12 protein-coding genes and 2 pseudogenes are annotated in these 16,896 nt (G+C 28.9%); 13 read left to right on the forward strand and 1 reads right to left on the reverse strand.

Going from position 1 to position 16,896, the window contains the following annotated elements; genetic code table 11:
* Positions 1–66: 66 nt before the first annotated feature.
* The gene (locus tag SSP_RS00275; protein WP_002511775.1) at positions 67–2,859 is read right to left on the reverse strand and encodes a type I restriction endonuclease subunit R; all 2,793 of its coding nucleotides are present in this window, start codon (positions 2,857–2,859) and stop codon (positions 67–69) included.
* Positions 2,860–3,115: 256 nt separating this feature from the next.
* Between SSP_RS00275 and SSP_RS00280 the strand changes: the two genes are divergently transcribed.
* The 13 genes and pseudogenes from SSP_RS00280 to SSP_RS00345 all read left to right on the forward strand — a co-directional run bounded on the left by SSP_RS00280 (position 3,116) and on the right by SSP_RS00345 (position 16,865).
* The gene (locus tag SSP_RS00280) at positions 3,116–4,189 is read left to right on the forward strand and encodes a hypothetical protein (RefSeq protein WP_011302056.1); all 1,074 of its coding nucleotides are present in this window, start codon (positions 3,116–3,118) and stop codon (positions 4,187–4,189) included.
* Between the two features lie 34 nt (positions 4,190–4,223).
* Entirely contained in the window at positions 4,224–4,973 is a 750-nt protein-coding gene (locus tag SSP_RS00285) for a hypothetical protein (protein ID WP_011302057.1), read from the forward strand.
* A gap of 41 nt (positions 4,974–5,014) precedes the next feature.
* A pseudogene (locus SSP_RS00295) lies at positions 5,015–5,991 on the forward strand (DUF1002 domain-containing protein).
* A gap of 281 nt (positions 5,992–6,272) precedes the next feature.
* A complete protein-coding gene (gene galU / locus SSP_RS00300) occupies positions 6,273–7,136 on the forward strand; it encodes a UTP--glucose-1-phosphate uridylyltransferase GalU (protein WP_011302060.1) in 864 nt (287 codons plus the stop codon).
* A 369-nt stretch (positions 7,137–7,505) separates the two neighbouring features.
* Entirely contained in the window at positions 7,506–8,174 is a 669-nt protein-coding gene (locus SSP_RS00305) for a Wzz/FepE/Etk N-terminal domain-containing protein (protein ID WP_011302061.1), read from the forward strand.
* A 15-nt stretch (positions 8,175–8,189) separates the two neighbouring features.
* Positions 8,190–8,882: a polysaccharide biosynthesis tyrosine autokinase gene (locus SSP_RS00310; protein ID WP_011302062.1), complete on the forward strand. Its 693-nt coding sequence runs from the start codon at positions 8,190–8,192 to the stop codon at positions 8,880–8,882.
* Positions 8,882–9,646, forward strand: coding sequence for a tyrosine-protein phosphatase (locus SSP_RS00315; RefSeq protein ID WP_011302063.1), 765 nt, complete (start codon positions 8,882–8,884; stop codon positions 9,644–9,646). The genes SSP_RS00310 and SSP_RS00315 overlap by 1 nt, the downstream gene beginning before the upstream one ends.
* 53 nt (positions 9,647–9,699) lie before the next feature.
* Positions 9,700–11,505 (forward strand): polysaccharide biosynthesis protein, encoded by a 1,806-nt coding sequence (locus SSP_RS00320; protein WP_370445201.1) that lies wholly within the window; start codon positions 9,700–9,702, stop codon positions 11,503–11,505.
* The gene (locus SSP_RS00325; protein ID WP_011302065.1) at positions 11,490–12,254 is read left to right on the forward strand and encodes a glycosyltransferase family 2 protein; all 765 of its coding nucleotides are present in this window, start codon (positions 11,490–11,492) and stop codon (positions 12,252–12,254) included. Before SSP_RS00320 ends, SSP_RS00325 begins: the two co-directional genes overlap by 16 nt.
* Entirely contained in the window at positions 12,251–13,339 is a 1,089-nt protein-coding gene (locus SSP_RS00330; RefSeq protein ID WP_011302066.1) for a glycosyltransferase family 4 protein, read from the forward strand. Before SSP_RS00325 ends, SSP_RS00330 begins: the two co-directional genes overlap by 4 nt.
* Positions 13,329–14,540 (forward strand): lipopolysaccharide biosynthesis protein, encoded by a 1,212-nt coding sequence (locus SSP_RS00335; protein ID WP_011302067.1) that lies wholly within the window; start codon positions 13,329–13,331, stop codon positions 14,538–14,540. The genes SSP_RS00330 and SSP_RS00335 overlap by 11 nt, the downstream gene beginning before the upstream one ends.
* The gene (locus tag SSP_RS00340; RefSeq protein WP_011302068.1) at positions 14,540–15,706 is read left to right on the forward strand and encodes a glycosyltransferase family 4 protein; all 1,167 of its coding nucleotides are present in this window, start codon (positions 14,540–14,542) and stop codon (positions 15,704–15,706) included. The genes SSP_RS00335 and SSP_RS00340 overlap by 1 nt, the downstream gene beginning before the upstream one ends.
* Positions 15,703–16,865: pseudogene (locus SSP_RS00345) on the forward strand (nucleotide sugar dehydrogenase). The gene SSP_RS00340 and the pseudogene SSP_RS00345 overlap by 4 nt, the downstream one beginning before the upstream one ends.
* Positions 16,866–16,896: the final 31 nt, after the last annotated feature.

Here is a 16,896-nt window from a genome sequence, read left to right on the forward strand (position 1 = left end):
CTCTGTATTAGCAACGCATATCAAAACCTCTGCAATATACATTATCACAAAGGTTTGATATAGTTTCTAGCTACTGTATTTTTCTGACACTTCTTCGACAAATGATGTTACTGCTTTTTTCGTTTGACGTTTTTCTCGTAATTTTTTATCACCCACAAGCTCTTTAAGATGATCTTGGTTAACAATACCGCTATATTCATACTCACCTGTGATATCTTTAAGTACCTGTTCGTCAACCGCCTGTTGTTGCGCAAATTGATTGAATTCTGATTCACGTTTCGCATTTTCAAATAGGATATAAGCTTCATCAATATTGTCTTCTTCAGACAATTCAGGTATAACGTCATCGATAAACTCACGAAGCAAATCACGTTTCAAACGTAAAGTTGGATCATCCGCGTTGTCTAACATACGTCTAATTTGGTCACGATTACGTTGTTGCTCTGCCTTATCTTTTAAATCAATTTGTCTGACGAGATCCATGATATAGGAAACATTAATTCGATCATTACGTAAGATTTCTATTTCAAAATCAATATCGTTCAGAATAGAGACTTTTTCAACTTCACCACGTTTTGGTTTCACTTCGTCATATATTGCAAAGTATTTACTCTTATAGTCTTCAAATTCTTGTTCATTCATACCGATATTTGCTTTTGTAAAGTCAAACTCATCGAAAGCTTTCAATCTCAGCACGAGTTTTGAAACTAAACGGAAAGCCTCCACAAATGCTTTTTTCTCATTTTCATCTTGAACTTGATCCATATCTTGAGGCTTTAATGCGACAGCTTTCAATTCAGCTAAGGCGTCCACGAATTCTGCCTTATATTCATCATAATCTCTCATTAACACACGATCTGTGTCTTCAGTTTGAGAGAACAGTTTTAAGGCGTTATCTGTATTTTGTTTTAAATCACGATAATTCACGATTTTACCAAATGGTTTAGTTTCTTTTTCCACGCGGTTCGTACGTGAATAGGCTTGAATTAAGTCATGATATTTTAAGTTTTTATCGACATATAATGTGTTCAATACCTTACTATCAAAGCCCGTTAAGAACATGTTAACGACAATTAAAACATCAATTTTGTTGTCTTTGACACCTTTTTTGACATTTTTAGAGATATGATTAAAGTATTCTTGGAAGGTATCCGTTGAGAAGTTTGTACCAAAGTTCAAATTATAATCTTGTATAACCTCTTCCAATTTTCCTCTAGAATGTGCCTCATCAACTTCTCCTTCATTACGCTCTTCATTGGCGGCATAAGAGAACACGCCTGCGACTTTTAAAGGATGTTCATAGTCCTTACTGATCTTTTTAAAGGCATCATAATATTTCACAAGTGCTGGAATACTCTGAACAGTAAATATCGCTGAGTATTGTCTATTTCTTGTATATTTATCGTGATTTTCTGTAATATGACGCGCAATAAGTTCAACGCGTTGATCAGATAACCAGACCTCATCAGTATTTATACCTTCAACCAATTCGTCTGTCTCTGTATCTATATTCTGAGCTTTAATTGTGTTGATATAGTCCACGGAAAAGCCCAATACATTGCCATCATGAATCGCGTCTTTAATTAAATAAGTGTGTAAACAGCGACCAAAGATGTCCGCAGTACTCCGACCATCCTGGCTTTGGTTTTCTTCAAAACGCGGTGTACCTGTAAAACCAAAATATTGTGCATTATTAAAATGTTGACGGACAATGCGATGCATATCTCCAAACTGACTACGATGACATTCATCAATAATGAATACCACTTTATCTGTCTTATATTGATCTAATGCTTCAGCATTATTCTGAATCGCTTTAGACATTTTTTGAATCGTGGTAACGATTAGTGGTAAGCTCTTATCCTTTAATTGCTTAACGAGCTGTGCCGTATTATTCGTCTTATCCACGGAACCTTTGGAGAATTTATTAAACTCCTCTTCGGTCTGGCTGTCTAAGTCCTTACGGTCGACAAGGAAAATGACTTTTTTAATGTCATCTTGTTCTGACAATACTTGACTCGCTTTAAAGGAAGTTAATGTTTTACCACTGCCTGTGGTATGCCAAATATAACCATTATTACTCGTTTCCGTTGCTTGATGTATCAAGGCTTCAACTGCATGGACTTGATATGGACGCATGGCCATAAGGATATTGTCTGTTTCATTTAAAATCATATAGCGTGAAATCATTTTAGCGATATGACACGGTCTTAAAAATGTCTCAGTAAATTCATTTAATGTATTAATACGATTATTTTCTTTATCACTCCAATAAAACATATGACTTTTATATATTTCACCATCATTATTAGAGATATAACGCGTATCGATACCATTACTAATAATAAATAATTGTATGTAGCGGAAAAGACCTGTGTAGTTTTGTTTACGATAGCGCATCACTTGATTAAATGCTTCATTGATATCAATGCCACGACGTTTAAGTTCAATTTGAACTAAAGGCAACCCGTTAATTAAAATTGTGACATCATATCTCGCTTTATATGTGTCATCTACAGATACTTGGTTGGTAATTTGAAATTTATTTTGACACCAATGTCTCGTATCCAAAAATGATAAATACACTTCAGATTCATCATCTCGTTTCAAAGGCATTTTATCACGTAATATACGCGCACTTTCAAAAATCCCTTTACCATTAATCATAGTTAACAAGCGTTGAAACTCTTTATCTGTTAAAGGGTCCCCATTTAATTTATCGGCGTGACGTTCATTTAAAATCGAACGGAAATTATCTAATAGTTGTTGTTCATTTCTAATCGTTACAGTTTCATAGCCATTAGATTTTAACTGTTCCATCATTTCAGTTTCTAACGCAAATTCACTTTGGTATACCATAACATCCCCCTAGACTTACTTATTCCTATGATAATTAATAATCATATCGTGTGATTTTATTTATATTTCAACAGTTGCCTCATAAACAATTATAACATTTAAATTGTTATGGAAATACAAACAGATGAATCATCTGTTATTGCAATGTTTTTATATTGATATTATTAAGTATAGTATATTTTTGTTTTATTGTATTTGATAACGCTTTATTTTTTGATAGCATGGAAAGTGAGTTTTATATAAGGGAGATGTATTAATGAAATTTAGAAAATTAGGGATGTTAGGTTTGTCTTCTTTTATTATTTTAAGTGCTTGTGGTCAAAATACAGACAATAATAATAAAAAAGACAATGATCAAACACAAGAAAGGGATAAAAAATCAGATGAAACTGAAAAGCAATCAAATGATGAAGTAGCAGAAAACAATCAAAATACAAAGAATCAATCTCAAGGTGAGTCTAATGCTGCAGAAGCAACAAATGAAGCAAATAGCCAAAATAGCAGAACTATAACAATTGATGAAGCAAAATCTATCGCTTTTAACTCCGAAGACATACTCAATTTCACTCAAAATAAAGATGAACTGATTTACAATAAAGATAAAAGTAATAATGATGAAATTTTTATTGAAACACCTTTTGGTGGGATAAACGAATCCGTCAAGCACCACGCAATTATAGATAAAAATACAGGGAAAATTATCAAAACGGGTGGTGCTATTACCTCTCCAGATGGACCTATAAAAGCTGAAAATGGTTATATAGACAAAGATATCTATAATTCAACTACTGATTTTTACAATACTTACGTATACAAAAAAGGAATGCCTGAGTTTGAAACTGCTACTTCTGATGTTCCAGAACAAAAATATAAAGAACTTTCAAACATCGTAGGTAATTATTGGCAAAAAGAACAAGGATATGACAATGAGTCAAATCAATCAACATCAAATAACAACCAGTCTCAAAATGAAAAAGAGAATAATCAAACAAGTGATAATAGTAAACAATCAACGAAAAAAGATGCAAAAGTTGACCAAAACCGAGAGAACATTGAAACAAATAATGATGAATCCAATCAAAAACAAAATAATGAAGAACAGCAAGAAAATAGTAACGAGGAAGCTTCGCAAAATGAGGAACGTGAGGATCCAAATCAACAAATAGAACAACCATCTAGCGAAGATAAGCAAAATCCAGATGCAGCACAAGAAAATAATAACCAAAACAATGATGAAAATACTGATGGTAACAACTATGAAAATGAACAATCTCAAGATGTAGAATCAAAAAGCTCAGAAAATGACAAAGAAACTTCAAACGCTTCATAAATATAAAAATATTATTATCAAAAGGAGTCTTTAATTGGTTAGTGTTACACAAAGAATTTCACAAATTAAACAACCCCGTGGTGGGTATTTAAACAGAAAATCATTTGAAGTTAAGCAACTAGAACCAGAAACACTTATAGATACAAAATATGAAAATATAGCACCTCAAACAATTGGTTTAGTCGTAGACTACCTTACTCGTATGGTTATAAATCAAGACAAAGAAAAATCATTTGCCATATCGTTAACTGGCGCAAAATTAGCTGGGGAATTACAAACAGCCGAATCATTGTTAAAAGATATTAATGATAATGATGATCTATCTATTATTAAAGCATGTCAATTGGTAAATTACGATATGGTATATAGAGCAGGAAGCATGCCTAAAGAATTTAAAATTCCAGATCAAGACACAATTAATAATATAAAATCACTTATAAACAGAAGTCTTTCATTTTTTAATCAAATTGGTGAAGTTAAAATGGATGGTTTCACATTTGAGGGTGGTTATACAAGCATTATTGATACTGGAGATGGCGACTTTCTAACTGAAGATACTTTGTGGGATTTTAAAGTTTCAAAACAACTACCACAGAAAAACAGTACGCTTCAATTAGTGATATATTATTTAATGGGTAAGGCATCTCAAAATCCTACCTTTGAGAATATACGTTACATTGGTATTTATAATCCAAGATTCAACCAAATTTATAAATATGATATGACACAGGCTGATTCAGAAATGATTGAAACAATCCAAAAATGTGTTATTGGATACGATTAATATAAATATATGAAACATTTTAAGGGATGGTGTATTTGAAAATGAAAAAAACAATAACTAGTTTAGCAGTAGCTACATTGTTGTTATCAGCTTCAGGTGTTGTTAAAGCAGCTGAAAATAAAGAAGATTGGGATGAACCTGTTTTTATTAAAGGCGCTGACTTAGAAGGGCAAGATTTACAACAAACTGAGAATGATCTAGGCGTTGATGATAACTATGAAACTTATAATGTTAACGTCAATGATGTGAGTAATTATATCCCAAACAGCAGTAATCTAAGTTATATTTATTCAAGTGCAACAATTGAACATAAAAAATGGGGTAAGGGTGTTGATGTGAAAATTGATACACCAGATAACATTACAAAAGTGACATCTGAACAATATCAAAATGCTGCAATTACGGCAGGAATTAAAAATGCAGAAATACATATAGCTTCTGTAGAACCAGTAACGGGTGAAGGTGCTTTAGCAGGTATTTATAAAGCTTATGAAGAAAAAGGTAACGATCTAATACTGAAGATATTCAAAATTCAAACCAAGAAATGAATGATTTAGGTACAATTTCGGAAGAAAATAAAGGTAAAGATGGGTATTCAGATGAAGCTTTAAATGCTTCTATAGCAGATATTAAAGAACAACTTGCAGATATTAAACAAAATCAAGATAAACAAATTACACAACAACAAGTTGAAGACACTGTTAATAAAGTCCTCGATGAACGTGGTTTATCAGAAATATTATCAAATAATCAAATTCAAATGATTAATAATAATATGGTGAATGTGGCAAACTCTAATGCCTTAACTTCCGATCCTAAAGCATTTAAACAAAATGCTAAAGATGTATTAAAAAATATTGAAAAAAACTCAGATGATTTATTGAATAAAGGGAAGGATAAAGCCAAAGATTTGAATACAGAAGAAAATAGAAATCTTCTTCAACGCCTATGGGACGGTATTGTGGAAATTATTCAATCTATCATTCAATTTTTCTCTAATCTGTTAAATAAGTTATAAACAGAGAAATCTTAATTTGGATATTTTAAAGATGTAATCTCGATACAAAGATTCATGTAAATAGAGTTCATTTTTATATTATTTTATTATTAAAAGAAATTCAAAATGTATTAAATGTCACTATATGTTTTCTATTAAATTTTGTTATACTAAAAAAGATGTCTTTTTATTCAAGTATAATATTTAAGAAAGTTTTTATTGATTATTAAGCATAAGATCTATTTATAAAAATTTGAGGCTTTTTATAAGTGATTTTAAATGATAAAGGGAGGAAATAAATTATGAAAATTAAAAAGGCAATAATACCAGCGGCGGGGCTAGGTACAAGATTTTTACCAGCAACTAAGGCGATGCCTAAAGAAATGTTACCTATTTTAGATAAACCTACTATCCAATATATAGTAGAAGAAGCAGTAGCAGCGGGAATTGAAGATATTATTATAGTTACAGGCAAGCATAAAAGAGCAATCGAAGATCATTTTGACAATCAAAAAGAATTGGAAATGATTCTGGAAGAAAAAGGTAAATCTGATTTACTTCAATCAGTAAAATACTCAAGCAACTTAGCAAATATGTTTTATGTAAGACAAAAAGAACAAAAAGGTTTAGGTCATGCTATATGGACCGCTAGACAATTTATAGGGAATGAACCTTTTGCTGTTTTATTAGGAGATGACATTGTACAAGCAGATACTCCAGCCATAAAACAATTGATGAACCAGTATGAAACGACAGGTAAATCAATTATAGGAGTACAACAAGTAAATGAAATTGAAACACATAGATACGGTATTGTTGATCCTGAAGAATCGTACAATGAGTTGTTTAGTGTAAATAAATTTGTAGAAAAACCAGAAATTGGGACTGCCCCTTCCAATTTAGCTATAATGGGACGCTACGTACTAAAACCAGATATATTTGATTATTTAGAGCGTCAAGAAATTGGCAGAGGTGGCGAAATACAATTAACAGATGCAATTGAACATTTAAATTCTGAAGATTGTGTATACGCTTATAATTTTGAAGGTGAACGTTATGATGTAGGTGAAAAAATAGGTTTTGTTAAAACCACAATACAATTTGCTTTAAAAGATGATTATATGAAAAAAGAAATTACAGAATTTATTAAATCCATAAATAAATAAAAAAGTATAGGGAGACATAAAATGGATACAGTTTTAATATATGGGACTTTTTCTTCTGCTAAGAAGCTAGAACAAATATCGAGTATGTTAGGAAAAAAATGATAGAAAGATTATCATCACTAATAATATAAATTCGAAATATAAAATTGAGTGGGCATTTACCAAATGAAATAGTGCTTATTCAAACATTATCCCTTAAATCTATTAATAAATTTCTACCTTAAATAAGGGGCTTCTATTATTCCATATTTAAAAAATTTATTGATTTTTTAAACGTAATTAATAATTTTTATTTTGTAAGTTCATTTGAAAACTTACAAAAAAGGGGTATAATCAAAATTGTGCATAAGTAAAATTTCGGAGGTTATTATGGAAGAAACAATTGATTTAAATAAACTATTTGCAATATTAAAGAAAAACATGAAGTATTTAATAATTTTACCGATAGTGTTTCTTGTTTTAAGTATGATGATGACATTCTTATTTATCACACCTAAATATTCTTCTTCTACACAAGTACTTGTTAACCAAAAAGAAACAGACAGCCAAATGATGGCTCAACAAGTGCAATCAGACTTACAACTAGTCAATACATACTCAGAAATTATTAAGAGTCCAAGAATATTAGACAAAGTATCTAAAAATTTAAAAGGTAAGTATTCTAGTGAAGAAATTGCAGGCATGCTTACAGTTAGCAATCAAGCAGAATCACAAATTTTAAACATAGCTGTTGAAAATGAAAGTCGTGAAGCAGCAGGTAAAGTTGCTAATGAAATAGCAAACGTCTTTAGTAAAGATGTTAATAAAATTATGAATGTAGATAATGTTTCTATTCTTTCTAAAGCAGATTATTATGGAAGTAAAGATTCACCTAAACCACTTATTAACGCAGTAGTCGGTGTTTTTTTAGGCTTAATTGTCGCACTTATTATAATATTCTTGAAAGAAATCTTAGATAAGAGAATAAAAACAGAAGAAGATGTAGAAGAATTATTGGATTTACCAGTATTAGGAGTTATACAAAGATTTGATTATTAAAAGGGGATTAATTATATGGCTAAGAAAATAGATACAGAAATAACGACATTAATTACTCATAAAAAACCTAAAGCAGTCGTAAGTGAAAAATTCAGAGGAATTAGATCGAATATTTTATTTTCCACTGCAGATGCTGAGATACAGACATTATTAATTGCATCTGATAAACCATCTTCAGGTAAATCAACAGTATCAGCAAATATAGCAGTAACTTATGCGCAAGCAGGTTTTAAAACATTGTTAATTGATGGAGATATGAGAAAGCCAACCCAACATTATATATTTAATAAAAATAATATTAAAGGGTTGTCCAATGTAATCATCAATAAAAGTACTTTTGAAGATGCTGTTTATAGTACTGAGGTTTTAAATTTAGATGTTTTAACTTCAGGACCAATACCACCAAACCCATCTGAATTAATTGGTTCGTCTAATATGATGGATTTATTTGAAGAACTTAAACAACGATATGATTTCATTCTTATTGATACACCACCAGTTAATACAGTAACGGATGCACAATTATTTGGTGAATTAACTAAAAATGCAGTCTATATTATAGATGTTGAAACCAATAACAAAGAATCAGTTAAAAAAGGTAAAAATTTATTAGAGAAATCTGGGACTAAAATTCTAGGTGCTGTATTAAACAAAGCTCAATTAGATAAATCGTCAAGTTCTTATTATTACTATGGAGAAGAATCGTAATGATAGATGTTCATAATCATTTATTAATTGGTGTAGATGATGGTCCGCAATCAGTAGAAGAAACAATTAGTTTATTAGAACAAGCTAAAAAGCAAGGTATAACAGGAATCGTTGTTACACCGCATCATTTACACCCTAAATATGACAATATATTTGCTGATGTAGAATGGGGAATTAATAAGTTACAACATAATCAACAAATCAAAGACTTAGAAATCCAATTATATGCTGGTCAAGAAATCAGGATAACTGACCAAATATTGGATGATTTAGAGCAACATAAAGTTAAAGGCATTAACGGATCTAAATATCTTCTAATAGAATTACCTTCTAATTCAGTACCTCACTACACCAAGAATCTTCTTTATGAAATTCAAACTAAAGGTTTTGTTCCGATAATAGCGCATCCAGAGCGTAATAAAGCAATTGCCAAAAATATTAATTTACTTTATGAATTAATAAACAATGGTGCGTTAAGTCAAATCACTGCTTCATCTTTAACAGGTGAGCTTGGTAAAAATATACAAAAATTATCTATACAAATTTTAGAACACAATTTAGTGCATTTTGTTGCATCAGATGCACATCATTCAGAAAGTAGACCATTTAGTTTGGATGCTTTGTTTAGTACGCCTAAATTAAAAAATATTGAATCTGTTATAAGCATGTTACTAGATAATAATGAGGCAATGATTCAAGACAAGAGTGTGGTTACGGGAAGACCCATTGAATTTAAGAGGAATAAATTTTTTGGTCTATTTTAATTAAAGAAATCGGGGAATGAGAATTGAAATATATATCAATTAAGCAAAGATTTATGATGTTGTTGTTCATAGACTCAATAATTGTAACTTTTTCAGTGTTTTTAGGATATTACATCTTAGAACCCTTTTTTAAAGGCTACTCAATTAACGTGTTGATTTTATCATCACTCATCTTGCTTATATCGCATCATGTATTCGCTCAAATCTTTGATTTGTATCATAGAGCTTGGGAATATGCGAGTGTTAGTGAATTAATATTAATCGTTAAATCGGTTACAAGTTCCATCGTTGCTACAGGGATAATTGTTCCAATATTTACACAACAAGCACCTTTTTTACGACTGTATTTTATAACTTGGATGATGCACTTATTGTTAATCGGTGGATCCAGGTTGTCTTGGAGAATATATAGAAAGACATTTATTAGTAAAGAAGGTAAAAAGAAACCAACTCTTATAGTAGGTGGTGGTAGAGGTGGTTCATTGCTTATTCGTCAAATGATGAATACACCATATATGGGAATGGAACCAGTTCTAGTAGTAGATGATGATTCTAATAAACAAAAAATGTCTATCGCATCTGGCGTTAAAGTTCAAGGTTGCATTAAAGATATACCAGAATTAGTAAAGAAATTTAATATTAAAAAAATCATCATTGCCATTCCGACACTTTCACAACAGAGATTAAGAGAAATCAATAAGTTGTGTGAAGGTACGAATGTAGAAGTATTTAAAATGCCTAACATAGAAAATGTTATGTCAGGCGAAATTGAAGTTAATAAATTGAAAAAAGTAGAGGTTGAAGATTTACTAGGAAGGGATCCAGTAGAGCTAGATATGGCATCCATTTCAAAAGAATTAACACACAAAACGATACTTGTAACAGGAGCAGGTGGATCAATCGGTTCTGAAATATGTAGACAAGTATGTAAGTTCACACCAGATAGAATCATGCTACTTGGTCATGGAGAGAATAGTATATATCACATTCATCAAGAACTTATTGGACTATATAAAGAAGAAATAGAAGTCATACCCATTATTGCAGACGTTCAAGATAAAGAGCGTATGAAAAAAGTCATGCAAGCTTATAAACCATACGTTGTTTATCATGCAGCAGCACATAAACACGTACCACTAATGGAGTACAATCCACAAGAAGCAATTAAGAATAATGTTTTAGGAACAAGAAATACAGCAGAAGCAGCTAAATTAGCAGAAGTAAGTAAATTTGTAATGGTATCAACAGATAAAGCAGTAAACCCACCAAACGTCATGGGCGCTTCTAAACGAGTAGCAGAAATGGTCATACAAAGTATGAACAATGAAACAAGTAAGACAGACTTCGTAGCAGTACGATTCGGAAACGTGCTTGGTTCAAGAGGGTCTGTAATACCGCTATTCAAAAAGCAAATAGAAGCGGGCGGTCCGGTAACAGTGACTCACCCAGGTATGACAAGGTACTTTATGACGATACCAGAAGCATCAAGACTGGTCTTACAAGCGGGCGCATTAGCAACAGGTGGGGAAATATTTGTATTAGATATGGGTAAACCTGTGAAAATAGTTGACTTAGCCAAAAATCTTATTAGATTAAGTGGTTATAAAGAAGAAGATATCGGGATAGAGTTCAGTGGCATTAGATCTGGTGAAAAATTGTTTGAAGAACTATTAAATAAGGATGAAATTCATCCAGAACAAGTGTACGAAAAGATTTATAGAGGGAAAGTTCAAAAGATAGAAAAAGAAGAATTATATAATAAAATCGATGATTTTCTTATAAACGAGAGTGTTCGAGATGAAATAATCTTTTTTGTCAATAATAATAAAACGGGAGAAGAAAAATGCAAAATGGATTAGTAAGTGTGATAATGCCGCTTTACAATAATGAAGATTATATTGAAAAATCTATTTTATCAGTGATAAATCAAACTTATGAAAATTGGGAAATTCTAATTATTAATGATAAATCAGTAGACTCCTCAAAGGAAATTGCAACAAAATATTCTGATATCTATAGTAATATTAAATTAATAAATTTAAAAATCAATAATGGTGTGGCCAATGCTAGAAATATTGGAATTAACAATGCACGTGGAGAATATATGGCATTTTTAGATAGTGATGATGAATGGTTACCTCAAAAACTTGAGAAGCAAATTAACTTTATGAATAAAAATGATTATAATTTCACATGTACTTATTACGGAAAAATGGATAGTGAAAATAGTGTTTTACCCACAGTAATTAAACCAAAATATTCATTGAATTATAATCAAATTTTAAAAAATAATATAGGTAATTCAACTGCAATCATTAACGTAAAAAAACTAGGGAAATTCACGGTGCCCTTAATAAAAAAAAGAAATGATTATGCACTATGGTTAAAGGTAATTAAAAAAGCAAAGAAAGTACATACCTTAGAAGAAGTTTTATCTTATCATAGGCTGCATTCAAATAGTTTGTCATCCAAAAAATTAGATTTGATAAAATATCATTATTTAGTTTATAGAAATTATGAAAACTTATCTATAGTTAAAACGATTTCTTTAATTATATATTGGAGTGTAAAAACAATTTATAAAATGATTAGGAGTAAAATTCTATGAAAACCTTACATTTATGTTCAATATTTGGTGATGCATTTTTTCAAAATTTCATAAAATCAATCAATGAAAATAATGAATCTGAAGTATTTTATCCACGCAAGAACGGATATACTTACAATAATAATCAAGCATTTGTTCATAGCCTAGAATTATATAATGGAATTGATAGATATTTATACTATACTAAACAAAAAAAATGTATAAATGAAATAGAAAGATATTATAAACTAAATGAATTTTCAATTATCCATGCCCACACATTATATACAGATGGTTATCAAGCATATATATTGAATAAAAAATACAACATTCCTTATATTGTTACTGTTAGATCAACAGATATTAATTATTTTTATAAATATAGAAAGGATTTATATTTTATAGCGAGAAATATAATAAAAAATTCTAAAGGAATTGTTTTTTTATCTAAGAGTTATTTAACAAGGACTGAAAAACTGTTTAATATTAACCTGAAGAGTAAAAGTAATATAATCACTAATGGAATTGATGATTTTTTCATTTCAAACATATATAACAAACCAAAATATAATGATAATACAAAAACTATTTTAACTGTGGGATATATTTCAAAAAGAAAAAATCAACTAAAAATATGCAAAGCAATAAATAAATTAAATAAAAGAGGATATAGTATTAAATATGTAATTATAGGTAAATCTTTAGATAAAAAGATTTTAAGAAAGATTCTAAAATATTCATTCGTTGAATATAAAGAATTTATGGATAAAAATACCTTGATCAAAGAATATCGTAAAGCAGATATTTTTGCCATGGCTTCATTACATGAGACTTTTGGGCTAACATATTTAGAAGCATTAAGCCAAAATACCCCAGTACTATATACTAAGTCAGAAGGATTTGATCAGTTATTTAATGATGGAGAAGTTGGATACTCTGTAAATCCATTATCGACATTAGATATTTCTGAAAAGATAGAAAAAATTCTTCAGGAAAAATATAGATATGATCAGGTATATTTAAAAGTTCAACAATTTGAATGGCAGGATATAGGTAGAAAATATAAGCTGCTTTATCAAAATTTAGGACAAGCCCATGACAGGTAAAATTAAATCCAAAAATTACATTAAATTTTTACAAGATGTATTAATAAATGTTTTATCGAGTACTTTACTAGCAATGTCACTTCAATTAATAATATTTCCATTTCTTTCTAGTGGTATCAGTACTACAGAATTCGGGACTTTAATTGCAATTTATGGAGTGAATAATCTTATAGTTAATTTTTTGGGAAATTCGTTAAATAATATTAGATTAATAAATAGACAAAGTGTAGAGGGATATAATTTAATTATATATATAATAAACACGCTTTCAGTTATTTTAGTACTAATAAGCATAAATATACTAAGTATAAATATAGGTGCGATAAATTTAATTTTATTCTGTATATTTACATTTTTAGCTAACAATAGAAATTACTTTATGGTCAATTATAGATTGAAGTTACAATATAATAAAATATTAAAATTAAACATTCTGATAATATTAGGTTATTTTCTGGGATTATTATTATATATGCACACAGACTTGTGGAGTATTATATTTTTAAGTGGTGAAATTTTCGCTGTTATATATATGTTTATAACAAATGCATTAATAATAAATGTATCAAAAGATGAGTTTAAATTTAATAAAGCAATAACTTTGGATTTTATAAAATTAAGTTTTTCCAACTTTATTAATAATTTTTTGAATTACCTTGATAGATTCTTAATTATTCCTATTTTAGGAGCAGCAAGTATGGGGATTTATTTTGCTGCTAGTGCAATCTCTAAAATAATAATTATGATCTTGACACCTATTAATAATGTATTGTTATCGCATATCACTAACTTAGATATGAATATAAAGAGAAGGCGGTTAATTTTATTATATCTAATAACATTATTATTTATTTTTCCATTATATTTTATAATAAATTCTTTTTCCAATTTTTTAGTAGATATACTTTATATAAATTTGGCAGATGAAGCAAAAAAGCTGATTCCCATTATTACAATTGGTATTTTATTTAATATAGTAACAAATTTATTGAATAATTTTCTATTAAAAAAATATCCAATAACATATCAAACGATAATTCAATTTGTATATGGAACTGTATATTTAATGCTAGCAATATTATTAAGTACCAATTTTGGATTAAAAGGATTTGCTTATAGTTTGGTAATAGCCAATATAACAAAATATTTGATGCATGTTCTAATTGTTTTATTTGTAAAACAAAATAAGGAGAAAAATTAATGAAAAAAGTATTATTTGTTTCTAAGACAAGAGGTTTTTTCAATCATCTTTTTAACACAAAATTTAATGGATGGATGATTAGTTCATTAAATAATAGTTATGAAAAATTCACTATGAAAAAGAAGATATTATCTTTAGTGGGAAGAAGTACAATTTTAGATATTATAGGTTATATTCATACAATAAAAACGGTAACCAATAAGGCAGATATATATGCTACATATAACAGATTCTTAGAAGCAAATGTACCATATATAATATATTTAGAAAATCCAACCGCATTATTTCACTATAAGCTAAAAAGATACTCAACTAAAATGGGAAAAAGAAATTTAACAAAGTTAATAAATGATAAGAACTTAAAAGCAGTTATTTGTATGTCCGAAGCATGTAGGGAAGGGTTTATTAAATTATATGGACCAATAATAGAGAGAGATGATCTGATTATTGAACAAATATATCCATTAATAACTGAAGAAAAATTGCAAATAGACACACGGCATAATGATAATAAAAAATTCAGTTTGCTTTTTATAGCTCAAGGAAAAGGGTTTATATCAAAAGGTGGAATTGAAGTTGTAAATACATTTATTCAATTAGAAAAAAAGATAAAAAATATAGAGTTAAATATTATCACTTCAAGCAATGACATTCCACCAAAGATATTGTTGAAGATTAATAATTCTGAAAACATTAATCTTATTGAGTTTGGTATTAGTTATGATGAATTAAAGAAATACTATATAGAATCTAATGTACTTATTCACTTAACTAGACAAGATAGTTTTGGATTAACAATATTAGAAGCAATGAAATATGGGACGCCTGTTATCACTACAAAACTATATTCTATCCCAGAATTAATTAAAGAGAATAAGAATGGTTATTTAACGGAACCAAGTTATTGGTTTTTTAATCAGGAAAATTTACCGAACCCAGCTGTATGGAATAATAGGAGAAATACTATATTTTCAAAAAAAAGTGATAAAAGTAAAGAGAAATTTTTATATGATAAAATAATTTATTTGTACGAAAATCGGGAAGATTATAATCAACTTAAAGATACTGCTTATAGGAATTCTAAAGAAAAGCCATTTTCAGAAGAATTTATAATAAATAAATGGGAAAATCTTTTAAATAAAATAGAGATGAGGAAAGAAAAATGAACATCACTGTAATAGGAATGGGTTATGTAGGATTAGCGAACGCTTTATTATTATCTCAACATGAAAATGTTGTAGCTTATGATATATTAGGAGATAAAATAAATCTATTGAAAAAAATATATCACCAATTGAAGATGATAAAATAGAAGAGTTTTTGAATTATAACAGTTTGAATATTAGATTTAGTAATAATTTAGAAAGCTCTTTGGAAGATGCAGAATATATTATTATTGCTACGCCGACCGATTATGATGAAAATAATAATTATTTTGATACTTCAACTGTTGAAGAAGTTATAGAAAAGTGTATTAAAATGAATGATAATGCAACTATAATAATAAAATCTACTGTCCCAGTTGAGTATACTAAGAAGATAAAAGAAAAATATAATAAGAAAAATATAATTTTTTCTCCAGAATTTTTAAGGGAAGGAAATGCACTATATGATAATTTATATCCTACAAGAATAATTGTAGGTGAAAAAAGTGATAAAGGTAAAGAAATTGCAGAATTATTTCGTAAAGGAGCATTGAATAATAATGCGAAAATTCTTCTTACTAATTCTACTGAAGCAGAGGCAATTAAATTATTCTCTAATACCTATTTAGCAATGAGAGTCTCCTTTTTTAATGAGCTCGATATGTATGCAGAAATTAATGATTTGAATTCAAAAGATATTATAGAAGGTGTTAGTTTAGATTCTAGAATTGGGGAACATTATAATAATCCGTCCTTTGGATATGGTGGTTATTGCTTACCAAAAGATACGAAGCAATTAAAAGCAAATTATAAAAATATTCCGAACAATATTATATCCGCAGTAGTAGACTCTAATAATACAAGGAAAAAATTTATAACTAATCAAATTATGTCTAAGAACCCAAAAACTGTAGGAATATATAGATTAACTATGAAAACCAACTCTGATAATTTTAGATATTCATCTATACAAGACATTATGCACAATTTAAATGAGAAGACAGAATTAATTATATATGAACCTACCTATAAAGAAGATACATTTGAAAATATAAAAGTTGAACATGATTTAAAAAAATTTAAAAATACATCTGATATTATACTTTCTAATCGATATGAAAAGGATCTCGAAGATGTATTAAATAAAGTTTATACACGAGATATATTTAAAAGAGATTAAAATTAAAATAATCTAATTCAAGTAGATAACT

The sequence above is a fragment of the Staphylococcus saprophyticus subsp. saprophyticus ATCC 15305 = NCTC 7292 genome (genome assembly GCF_000010125.1).
GTDB classification, from domain to species: domain Bacteria; phylum Bacillota; class Bacilli; order Staphylococcales; family Staphylococcaceae; genus Staphylococcus; species Staphylococcus saprophyticus.